This is a genomic window from Bradyrhizobium sp. JYMT SZCCT0428, assembly GCF_018131075.1.
In the GTDB taxonomy this organism is placed as follows: Bacteria; Pseudomonadota; Alphaproteobacteria; order Rhizobiales; family Xanthobacteraceae; genus Bradyrhizobium.
The window spans coordinates 167,943-178,624 of the sequence record NZ_JAFCLS010000015.1; the positions used below are offsets into that span (position 1 = coordinate 167,943).

General features: G+C 59.2%; 12 protein-coding genes. 8 read left to right on the forward strand and 4 right to left on the reverse strand.

Annotated elements, in window-relative coordinates:
* Nucleotides 1–26: 26 nt before the first annotated feature.
* Nucleotides 27–707 (forward strand): Crp/Fnr family transcriptional regulator, encoded by a 681-nt coding sequence (locus JQ575_RS17835; RefSeq protein WP_212034515.1) that lies wholly within the window; start codon nt 27–29, stop codon nt 705–707.
* Nucleotides 708–736: 29 nt separating this feature from the next.
* Here JQ575_RS17835 and JQ575_RS17840 read toward each other — a convergent pair whose 3' ends face one another.
* On the reverse strand, nt 737–1,045 hold the full coding sequence (locus tag JQ575_RS17840) for a hypothetical protein (protein ID WP_212034516.1): 309 nt from the start codon (nt 1,043–1,045) through the stop codon (nt 737–739).
* Between the two features lie 963 nt (nt 1,046–2,008).
* On the opposite strand from JQ575_RS17840, the gene JQ575_RS17845 reads away from it, so the two are divergent.
* The 4 genes from JQ575_RS17845 (at nt 2,009) to JQ575_RS17860 (ending at nt 3,985) form a co-directional block, all read left to right on the forward strand.
* Nucleotides 2,009–2,227 carry a DUF6894 family protein gene (locus tag JQ575_RS17845; protein ID WP_212034537.1) on the forward strand — a complete coding sequence of 73 codons (219 nt, stop codon included), beginning with the start codon at nt 2,009–2,011 and terminating at the stop codon, nt 2,225–2,227.
* A 42-nt stretch (nt 2,228–2,269) separates the two neighbouring features.
* Entirely contained in the window at nt 2,270–2,479 is a 210-nt protein-coding gene (locus JQ575_RS17850) for a hypothetical protein (protein WP_312015956.1), read from the forward strand.
* A 68-nt stretch (nt 2,480–2,547) separates the two neighbouring features.
* Entirely contained in the window at nt 2,548–2,889 is a 342-nt protein-coding gene (locus JQ575_RS17855) for a cytochrome c (RefSeq protein ID WP_212034517.1), read from the forward strand.
* A gap of 256 nt (nt 2,890–3,145) precedes the next feature.
* Nucleotides 3,146–3,985, forward strand: a complete 840-nt coding sequence (locus JQ575_RS17860; protein ID WP_212034518.1) for a universal stress protein — start codon at nt 3,146–3,148, stop codon at nt 3,983–3,985.
* A 92-nt stretch (nt 3,986–4,077) separates the two neighbouring features.
* On the opposite strand, the gene JQ575_RS17865 is transcribed toward JQ575_RS17860, so the two are convergent.
* Nucleotides 4,078–4,275, reverse strand: a complete 198-nt coding sequence (locus JQ575_RS17865; RefSeq protein WP_212034519.1) for a hypothetical protein — start codon at nt 4,273–4,275, stop codon at nt 4,078–4,080.
* A gap of 193 nt (nt 4,276–4,468) precedes the next feature.
* Here JQ575_RS17865 and JQ575_RS17870 point away from each other — a divergent pair, with 193 nt between their 5' ends.
* Nucleotides 4,469–4,714, forward strand: a complete 246-nt coding sequence (locus JQ575_RS17870; RefSeq protein WP_212034520.1) for a hypothetical protein — start codon at nt 4,469–4,471, stop codon at nt 4,712–4,714.
* A 761-nt stretch (nt 4,715–5,475) separates the two neighbouring features.
* On the opposite strand, the gene JQ575_RS17875 is transcribed toward JQ575_RS17870, so the two are convergent.
* Nucleotides 5,476–5,730 carry a hypothetical protein gene (locus JQ575_RS17875; protein ID WP_212034521.1) on the reverse strand — a complete coding sequence of 85 codons (255 nt, stop codon included), beginning with the start codon at nt 5,728–5,730 and terminating at the stop codon, nt 5,476–5,478.
* A 157-nt stretch (nt 5,731–5,887) separates the two neighbouring features.
* Between JQ575_RS17875 and JQ575_RS17880 the strand changes: the two genes are divergently transcribed.
* Nucleotides 5,888–7,552, forward strand: coding sequence for a thiamine pyrophosphate-binding protein (locus JQ575_RS17880; protein ID WP_212034522.1), 1,665 nt, complete (start codon nt 5,888–5,890; stop codon nt 7,550–7,552).
* 140 nt (nt 7,553–7,692) lie between these two features.
* Here JQ575_RS17880 and JQ575_RS17885 read toward each other — a convergent pair whose 3' ends face one another.
* Nucleotides 7,693–8,904: an NAD(P)/FAD-dependent oxidoreductase gene (locus JQ575_RS17885; RefSeq protein WP_212034523.1), complete on the reverse strand. Its 1,212-nt coding sequence runs from the start codon at nt 8,902–8,904 to the stop codon at nt 7,693–7,695.
* A 427-nt stretch (nt 8,905–9,331) separates the two neighbouring features.
* Here JQ575_RS17885 and JQ575_RS17890 point away from each other — a divergent pair, with 427 nt between their 5' ends.
* Nucleotides 9,332–9,541: a hypothetical protein gene (locus tag JQ575_RS17890; protein WP_249166712.1), complete on the forward strand. Its 210-nt coding sequence runs from the start codon at nt 9,332–9,334 to the stop codon at nt 9,539–9,541.
* Nucleotides 9,542–10,682: the final 1,141 nt, after the last annotated feature.

Sequence of the window (10,682 nt, forward strand, 5' to 3'; positions counted from 1 at the left end):
TGTTCTGCCGCGGGACCAAACCGAACATGGCCAACAACACCAATCACGCTGCCTTTGATCCCAAGGCGTTCCTCGCCGTCGTGGGCGAGGGCAAAACCATCCTTGAATTTCATAAGGATCAGGTCGTCTTCGCCCAGGGCGATGCGGCAGACACCGTCTTTTATATTCAAAGCGGCCGGGTCAAGGTTGTTGTCATATCCGAGCAGGGCAAAGAGGCGGTGGTCGGGATTTTTGGACCCGGCCAGTTCTTTGGCGAAGGCTGCATGAACGGCCATTCGGTGCGGATCGCGACCACGACCGCGATGGAAGACTGCCTGGTTACCGGTATCACGAAGGCCGCGATGCTTGCGACCCTTCACGATCAACCGAAATTTTCCGAGATGTTCATGGCCTATCTGTTGACCCGCAACAGCCGCATTGAGGAAGACCTGATCGATCAGCTCTTCAACTCCAGCGAAAAGCGGTTGGCGCGCCTGCTGCTTCTGCTGGCGAATTTCGGCAAGGAAGGCAGTCCCCAGCCGATCACTCCAAATATCAGCCAGGAGACCCTGGCCGAGATGATCGGCACCACCCGGTCCCGGGTGAGCTTCTTCATGAACAAATTCCGCAAGCTTGGCTTCATCAGCTACAACGGAAAAATCGAGGTCAATAGTTCATTGCTGAATGCGGTCCTGTACGACAAACCCGAGATCAAGCGCGAACCATAACGTTCGAGCGCGTCGTTTCAACGGACCTCTCACGCCCCTGAATACGTCACGACAAGTGCGGCAACTGCCAGAATGCAGCTCACGATGAGCACCAGGAGAACCGGTCTGCCCAACAGACCTCCTCTTGCCTCCACCGCTGTCTCGACGATTTGCTTTCCATCCTTGTGCATTGAACTCTCCTGTGAACGGACCAACCGCCGCCCCTCGCACAAGTTCCAGAACCCTCCGAAACGCTCAACGTTGCGGGATTTGGGTTCCAATAATTGGAAGTGAGCAAAAGAGAACAGCGCCGCCGCCCCGAATGTGATCGGCTTGAAGCCGAACGTCGTTGTCCGCAACGGCGACGTTCCCAGGTGTGGCCCCGGCGTGACCAGCCCCCAAGCCCAAGCGCCGGGGTCATTCTGTCCAAACTCACCACGCTCGAGCGTGAATGCGAAACGACGTCGCGCTGCGGCCTCGTTGAATTCTGGTGATCGCAATGGCGATGTGATCGGCCGGCGCGCCGCGATGAGAGCGGCCCCAGCCCGGGGCTGGCTTCCTGCTGGGGCCGGTCTTTGAGAACCGGGCGCAGCCGAATGGCGCACCCGTCCTCTGCAAATGTCAGCACATCCCGTTCTTTGGCGCTGTTCAATTTTGACCACTATGCGAAACAGATATGCCGGATCCCGATTGGGACGCCCCCGACGCGACGCTTGCGCATCGGTTTTGGAATGCGCTCCAACTCGTTAACTTTCGGAATGTGATCAAAATGGAGCAGACGAGGGACCGGGGGAGTGCCAGGCTGGCCTCATCAGGCAAACGTCATTGCGCCCGCCCCCTTGAAGTCGAGGGCGGTCGGATGGCTCGGGGGAGAACTCAGAACACCGAACTGAGGTAACGTCCATGCTCCAAAGACAAAGCCAGGGTCCACAATGCACGGCTTGCGGTTCTCCGATGAAGTTGACCGCTATCGAACCGAGCGATACCGGCCAGGACCTGCGAACGTTTACCTGCCCGCATTGCAGGAGGATTCAACGGCACATCATCGAAAGCGCGGTGACTGATGCATGGTTGGATCGTCGCGGATTGGTGGCCTGATGTATCGGCGCCACGAGTGCATCGCCAAAGCGTCAACCTGTCGTGAGAACGCGCACGAGGATCCAACACGTCATGACTACTGGATCGACGAAGCAATCGTATGGCATCAACGCGCCATCGACGCCCGTCGCGAATACGTGGCCACTCACGACATTCATGATCGGCACGTGATACCGAAGTAGCCGCGTTGGATCGGCGATGACCCGCACGATCGAGCATTGACCATGCAAAAGTTCTTTTTTGACATGAAAGACGGCGTCCCGATGCGAGACCGCACCGGCATCGAGTTCAACACCAATGCCGAAGCGATCAGCCACTGCAAGGAGATCGCGCAGGACTTCCGCGACAACAGCCTGCGGGACGACCAGGACCTTGAGATATTGGTTGTCAACGAAAGCGGAAAAGAGATTTATCGCGAGTTCGTTCACTGCGAACCGGAATGAGGGGGACCGACTGCCCCTGCCCGCCTTAAACAGATTGGTCCAATGATGATGGCTAACTCAACTCTCGAGTTCGAGCGCCTGCTGGGCAAGGCCGCGCTCGCATTGTGGCCGGACCTGCCTCGCGACGTGCAAGAGAACCTGTTCGAAACCGCTGTGGCCGGTGACAGTATAATGGGAAAACATTTGGCGTCGTACCTGCACGACCACCATCCAAAAAAGGCTCAGCCCGCAACGCCGACGCAGTTAGCTTAAAATGTAAGAGGGTGTCACGGGCCTCTGGACGGACACAACAGGCACGTTGGCCGGGAGCGACTTGTTTGATGTACTTGCACCAACTCAAGGTGAGTATCGCAAGCTCTGCTGTTATCGCACTAAGCGTGCCGGTCAATGCAACCTTATGCAGTGCCGAACCCAACGCCTCGGCGGGCAAGGCGTTTGCACAAGCCAACTGTTCGCATTGCCATTCCATCGATAAGTTCACCCTGAGTTCCTTAGCCATTGCCCCGCCGTTTCGAACTCTCCACCTGCGGTATCCCGTCGAGTCGCTCGAAGAAGCGCTTGGCGAAGGGCTCTCCACCGGTCATGCGAATATGCCCGAGTTCAGGTTGGATCCCGGGCAAGTTGGCGATTTCATCAGCTTCCTTAAAACGCTTGAGCCTTAGCCAGTACACCGGTCGGCGTTAGCGAGAAGTCGCTGTCTGAGCCGCATAATACTCGAGCGTGCGACCAGTGGCGATTTGACCCATCTCGGACATGGACGCTTCAGCTCGCTTTCCCGAGTCTGGTGCCCATATAGGAGTTATCATCGCGTCGTTGTTCGCCGCTATCGGTGACTGAGAGCCACGGCGCTCCCGCCATCGTCATCGCACACCTCGCCCAGGATTTGGGTGATCGCTGCATTGCCATGAGGAGGAAGTCTTGGCTTTCAAAGATGTTCTCGTGACATTGACGAGCTATCCCGAACCGTCTCCTTCATCGGTAGTCGACGATGCGGTTTCAATCGCTGCGGTCCTCGGCGCGCATCTGGCAGCGCTGTCCTGCGAAACGCACGTTCAAGTGCCCGGACATTTCCTTTCGGGCTCGTTCGCCAATCTTCCCGAGATCATTGCGGGTGAAGGCGCCAAGAGCCGGCATAATGCTCAGACCCTGCTCGCGGCATTCGACAAAGCCGCGGAAAGGGCTGGCGTTCCTCACGAACCAATCCTTCAAAAATGTACCCCCACTGAGGTCCCGAACCTGCTTGTCGACTATGCCCGGCTCCACGATCTAACCATCATGCCAGTTATGGACTCGGACGATCAAATGTACGCGGAGGCGGTTATTTTTGGATCAGGTAAGCCCACCCTGGTCTTGCCGAAAACTCCCCGGTCACGTTCGTTCGAGCTTGGCACGATCGCTGTGGCTTGGGATTTCAGCCGAGCTGCCGCCCGCGCGATATCGGACGCTCTTCCGCTTCTTGAAAAAGCGAGAAAGGTCCATGTGGTCACAATTGTCGGTGAAAAGGACATGGATACAAAGCATTCTGCTGAGCAACTTGCAAAGAATTTGGCTCGGCACGAAATCGACGTTGTGCTGGAAAGGATCGAAGCCAAGGGCAAGCCGATTGGCAGCGTCCTTGAATCGTATTCTCTGTCCCACCGGGTGGATTTGCTTGTGATGGGTGCTTATGGCCACTCACGGCTACGCCAGTTCATCCTCGGAGGCGCCACCAAGAGCCTGTTATCGAAGCCACCCGTGCCGATCCTCTTTTCACACTAACGACGAACCCGTCATCGCTATCATTGCTTGACTGCCATATTGAGTGATGATCGGAATACCCGACGTGACAGCTGCGCCCGGACGCACCGCCGCTACGAGGCTAAAGCTGCGATTCCGGCAGCAATCCGATTTTTGCCCGGTGTGGTTAGGCGCAACTTGCCAGCGATATCGGCCATGTAGCCTAACGCGATCAGTCGAGCGCTGTGTTCGGCAGGGATGACCGCCGGACGGTCATTTACGGCGGTATGGCCAACCGCAAGCAGCGATGCGAATTCTTGATGGGTCAGCATTGTCGCCTCCAGGTCATGGTCTGAGTATGGGCTGCTTCGGCAACACCGCATGGTCAATTTAGCTCAGTCGGAAAAAATTGAATCCGAAAAAATTGAATCCGTCAGTCCCCATTTGAAGAGCGAGGTTCTAAGCGCCCATGTCCGAGTCTGCTCCTAGGACCGAACGGGCACTTCACGCCGCCGGGGACAACTTATGGATCGCAAAGAAGCCGCACATAAGCCTGACTGGAGGCAAAGCCTGTGGGGTGGAGGATTCGCCATGGCTTCCAGATTCGCAGTTGGTGACAAGGTCCATCAAGCATTCAGCAACCACGCTGAGGGAACGGTCGTTGCGATATTCAAGGATCGGGCCGGTGGGCTCCGGTATGCGGTTGAAATGTTCGGCCACCGCACCATTCAGATCGCAAGCGAAGGCAGCCTGGTCGCCCGCGACGATTGAGTCGTCCAACTGACCCGGCTTCGGGACGGCTATAAGTCGGCGACTTACTTATCAATGTCGCTCTGTCTGGAAAATCAATCCTGCCTTTGTCAGGGGATTCCGGAACCTTAGCCATAACGGTCTGTTGGTTTCGAGCAATCCGACCAGATCCTCTCTTCGACCTTTCGGCTGGGCAGCGTGGACTACGGCCATAGAGTTATGGCGAGGTCGGGCGGAGAAATCCGGCAACCTTGGTAACCCGTACGCTGAATAGGTGCTGCAGCATCGTCCCCAGCCGATTCAAAATCCGTTGAGAAGCAGGAAAATACGAAGCTGCGCCTACTCTTGCAATCGAGGCACATGATGGAACACGCCGCCAGGACGGACCGCAGGGTTGCGACGTCGTCGAGCAGAGTAACGTCTATACAGCTCTGACCAGGGCACGGTTTGGACAGTTCAAACCCTGCCCTTGACGTCTTGAACTGAGCCGGCGGCGTCTACCGGGAGGATTGAACAAGGCCTGCGACGTCGAAAGAGCAATCATGAAAATCGCGCGTCCACCGCCGAGCTGCACCCATTTTCAAACCACGGAGCTGCCGTGCGCCACATGCGGCAGGCCGATGAAGCTGACGCTCATCGAACCGAGCAGCTCCCACATCGAACTGCGCACGTTCGAATGCGCGGGGTGCGACACGGGCGCCAGCTTTTTGATGTCTGTTTAGGCGGCGTCTCAACGCCTGGCCACTTCAACCCGGACGGGCAAATCACCTGTCCCGCCCCGCTCAGTCGCGGATCATGGCGATCAGCTTGAAGTCCTTGTCGAGCTTGATGTCGTACTGCCCATCCCTGCATTTGGCGTCATCGACTTCAAAATAGCTGCTGGCCTCGGTTTCCTTTTCCATCTTGCCGCCCGTGCAGCCAAGGCCTTCCAGCACAGCCTTGATCTTCTCCGCCTCGGCCGGTGTCGCCGGGGTGTCAGCAAGCGCGAAGGTGCTGCTTGCAAGTGCAGCAGCGAACGCCGTCACAAACAGCTTCATCGGTGCGTTCTCCAGTTGAGAAAACGAAACCAGCCTGACCCAGGTTAGTTCCAAAAACAAGCGCGCCAGGAGGAACCCACATGCGCGCCCGGGAGCTCGCTCACGATGCTGCCTGCGTGTTATCGTCCAAAAAACGAACCTGAAAGGGAGCAAATTAATGCGCGGACGGCGTGTAGTGATGGATTCGCTGGTGTCGAACGGCGTGAGCCACATCTTCGGCAATCCCGGGACGACAGAAACGCCGTTGCTGAACAGTTTGGTGAGCTATCCGCAGATCGAGTATGTCATGACCCTCCATGAGGGCGTGGCGGTCGGCGCGGCGAGTTTCCATGCGCAGGCCACCGGCCGCGCGGCTGTGGCAAATCTCCACGTAGCTCCCGGGCTCGGCAATGCCATCGGCGCTATCTACGGCGCGCTCAAGGCCAATTCGCCGCTCGTCGTGACCGCCGGTCAGCAGGATACGCGCATGCGGCTGGCCAACCCGGTGCTGGGCCATGATCTCGTCGCCATGGCGGCGCCGGTCACCAAATGGAGCGTGCAGGTGGAGCGCGCGGATGAGCTCGCGCCGGTGCTGCGGCGCGCTTTCAAGGTCGCGACCGATGCACCCAGGGGACCGGTCTTCGTCTCGCTTCCGATCAACGTGCTGGAGCAGGAAACGACTATCGAGGCGATCGCACCAGATAAATTGTGGCGTTCGCCACCACCGGACCCCGCCGGGATCGAGGAACTGGCCTCGCTTCTTCTGAAATCGCAGCGGCCCGCGATCGTTGCCGGCGATGACGTCGCCCGGTCGGGGGCCACGCAAGCACTCGTCGCACTCACGGAGGCCATCGGCGCACCGGTTTGGTTCGAAGGGTTGCGCGCCCATGCGCCGTTTCCGACCAGCCATCCGAACTACCGCCAATCGCTCCCGGCCGACGCCGCGCAGGTTCGTAAAGCCCTGTCGGATACCGATCTCGTCTTGCTGCTGGGAGGCCCGTTCTTCGAGGACATATGGTATGCGGAAGGCAGCCATTTTCCCGACGGCGCCGTTGTCGTCCAGATCGAGGAATCGCCCGAGCGCCTGGCGTTCAATCACCGCCTCGACGGCGGCATCGTCGGCGACATGGCGGCCAGCATCGCCTCGCTGGCGAAGATTGTGAGCGCGCGGCAAAGCGCCGAATTCAGGCTCGCCTCAGAGCGCCGCAATCAGGCGCTGGCCGAGTTGAGCGCCCGCGATCGGGAGGCGCACCGGGCGCGGCTGGAGAAAGCCTGGAATCGCGAGCCAAGCTCGATGGCGCGAGTGACGGCCGAACTCCGGCGAAGTCTGCCTGACAATGTCGTCATCGTGGACGAAAGCATTACCGCCAGCCTCGATCTGGCGCGGTCGTTCGATTATCGCGGCTTCGGTGATTATTTCGGCGGGCGCGGCGGCGGCATTGGCCAGGGATTTTCAGGCGCGATCGGGGTGAAGGTCGCGATGCCGGATCGCCCGGTGGTCGCCGTCTCCGGCGACGGCTCGGCGATGTACAGCATTCAGGCGCTATGGACGGCGGCTCACCACAAGCTGGCGATCGTGTTCGTCATTCTTTCAAACCGGGAGTATCGCATCCTCAAGCACAATGTCGACGTCTGGCGTCAGAACTTCGAGGCGGGCACGCAGCATCCCTATCAGCAGATGGACCTGACGGGACCGGACCTCGATTTTGTGCATCTGGCGGCCGGCATGGGCGTCGAAGGCGTCAGGGTCGAAAAGGCCGGCGACATTGCCGCGGTCATGGAGCGAGCCATTGCGGGAAATCGTCCCTATCTGGTCGAGATCGCGATCGAAGGAAAGCGGTGAACGGGGGGTTGTCTGTTTTGCTTGCGGCACACGTCATCCTGAGGTGCGAGCGCAGCGAGCCTCGAAGGATGGGCCACGGGCGCTTCTCATCCTTCGAGGCGCGCAAGACGCGCACCTCAGGATGACGCGATAGGGGGTGTCTAGCGCCCGGCCGGCGGCTTCTGCACCATCGGCGCGGCAGCAGCGAGAATATCCGCCCTTACACCGGTCCGCGGCGGATAGATCCGCTGCCGGTTGATAATCTGCTTGGTCGCCTTGGCAGCGGCGCCGGAGGCGTGCAGCTGGCGATCCCATCCGACGGTGTGCAGCGCGCCCCAGGCTCCAAGGTCCAGCACGGTGACATACCAATCGATGTCAAGCGGAAGCATCGGTTGCCCAAGCAGTTCGGCGACAACGTTGTTTCCGGCAAAGCGGCCCATCGGCCGTGCGAACTGGCAGGACATCACGGTGGCATGTTCGCCGTCCACGACGCAGGAAGCCACGTCGCCGGCGGCAAAGATGTTTGTCGCACCGGTGAGGCGCATGAACTGATCCACGTGGAGGCGGCCAAGCCGATCGCGCTCGACATCAATTGTTTGCGCCACCGGACTTGCCCTCATCCCCCCGCACCACACCACCGTCCGCGCCGGGATGACTTCGCCGGAGCTCAGCGTGACGGCATTCGCATCGATCGCCGTGACCCTTGCGTTGAGCCGCGTTTCCACACCCAGCGCCGCCAGCGCTTCAGTGACGATCGGGCGCGCTTGTTCTCCGAGTGTCACGCCCATAACGGGATTGGGATCGACGAGAATAATCCGTCGCTCGCCGGTGAGGCCCGCCTTTTCAAGCTTGCCCGGCATCTCGGTCGCGACTTCGATGCCGGTAAAGCCCGCGCCGACGATGACCACCGTGGCGCGGCCTTCGGCATCCGCCTGCCCGCCCAATGCGGCAAGGTGCGCCTCGAGCCGGACGGCCGCCGCATAACTATCCACATCGAAGCCACAGGCCGCCAGCCCCGGTATAGCCGGGCGCGCGAGCTGGCTGCCCAGCGTCAGCACCAGCCGATCGTAGTCGATGACCTCGCTGCCGCCATTCGTGGTGACGCTCACCTGCTGCCGGGCGGGATCGACCGCCCGCACCTCGGCAACCCTGTGATCGACACCAACCGGGTCGAGCAGTTCGGCAAGCGGTATCGCCGCCTCGCCGATATCGACCTCGTAATTGCGAACCCTGATGTTGTGGTAGGGGTTGCGGTCGACGACCAGTATCTCGACATCCGCCGCCGGCGCGCCGATCTCGTCACGCTTGCGCGCAGCACCCAGGGCGGCCCAGAGGCCTGCGAAGCCAGCACCAAGGACAACAATGCGCGGCATGTGATTTTCCCGAACCTCTGGCGGGAGCTAATCGTGTGAGAGGACCGGAATCAAGCGTGTTGCGCCAAATCTCGTTGGACGGATTGAGCCGACCTGTCCGCCGTCGCTCAAAGAGCGAAGGCGGAAGACATAATCCGTCATTCTCGACGGAATAGCCGCTCAACAACCGCATGCGCGAGGAAGTTCCGGGAACCTTATCCATTACGGCCTGTTGGTTTCGAGCAATCAGACCAGATTCCCGCTTCAACATTTCGGCTGGGCAGCGTGGTCTACGGCCATAGAGTTATGGCGAGGTCGGGCGGAGAAATCCGGCAACCTTGGTAACCCGCACGCTGAAAAGATGCTGCAGCATCGTCCCCAGCCGATTCAAAATCCGTTGAGCAGCAGGACAATCCGAAGCTGCGGCCTACTCTCGCAATCGAGGCACATGATGCAACACGTTTATCATATCGACGACGATGTCTTCCGCCAGGTTGACGGACCGCAAGGCCGCGATGTCGTCGAGCAGAGCAATGTCTATACGGTCCTCGCACTGCTGCCCGTGGAGGCCGACGGGCGCCTTCGATATCGCGTCAAAAGCAAGGAAGAGAATTTTGAGCGGATCGTGACCGAAGAAGCGCTAAGTCGCTTGAGCTAGCGGCCCGCCGTCCGGAGCAATATAAAGTCCACATTCTTTGAGTATTGGCAGCCGCATCGACATCGCTTTCGCATCGGCCGCAGCTTCAGAAAACGACAGCACGACACTCCAGGTCTGATCAGGCATTGAAAATGCTGGCGGCACTTTCGACCGGTCTATGCCTTTGGGCTTACGGCGTTGCGAAAAGCACGATAGGTCTCGCCAATTCGACCGAGGCAACGCTCTCGCTCGCCGTGCTTGGGTTCAGAATTCGCGACCTGAACTCATGATCGCGCAGCCCACCAACTATCCCGTTCAACGCAGCCCGAGAAAGCTGGCGACGACGAGAATGACGACGATGACGCCGATGATATAGAAAATGTTCATGGTGTACTCCTGTTGAAGCACGCGCGATTTCAGCATGAAAGCGCGGCGCTCCAACAAGGAACGTTCCTGTCTGCAAGTAGGTTCCAACGGCCAGGGAAGCTATTCGGCGACGAGGTGGTCAATTTTATACAGGCAGACGACGTCAATGAGCAGCGCATCGCGCGCCAACTCTCACGGGATGCCCGACTTGAGTCCGGAATGCGCAGCAAAGCGGACATCCGTGGACCACCCTGAATTTTTGGATTCAAGCCCTAACTCACCTACGCTCCGCGAACTGAGGCGTCCCTTGCGCAACAACGATATGGATGCGGCGGGCGCGACAAAACAACCCGACGGGCAAATCACTTCTGATTGTCAGAATTCGTGTCAAGCCCAGAAATCAAAAATATTTCTGTTTTACGGAAGCAAAAATCAGTTTACATAATAGCCATCCCGTCCCACTCAGAGGGCGTCGGCCGTCGTCACGGACGTTGGACGGGTTGCGGTGGACGCTGGTTTACGCCTCGACGATGGCGTGGATAGGCGTACGGCAAAACCGTGTGGTCCTGGCGCCCGTTGCAGGCGTCAAGCTGTCGGAGAAGCGTGAGCGAAAACGGCAGCGACGGAGTCAACCAAGAACTCGTCTCCGGGGAGATCACGGCATAAGCCGTAAAGCCACTGCGCAGGGAATGTCGGATGTTCTCCGCTGCCCTGTATGCTCATGTGCAGCATTCTTATGCACAATCGCACATGAGACCGCGGGTGCAGCGCGCATCCGGCATTCCCTGCGCCCTCT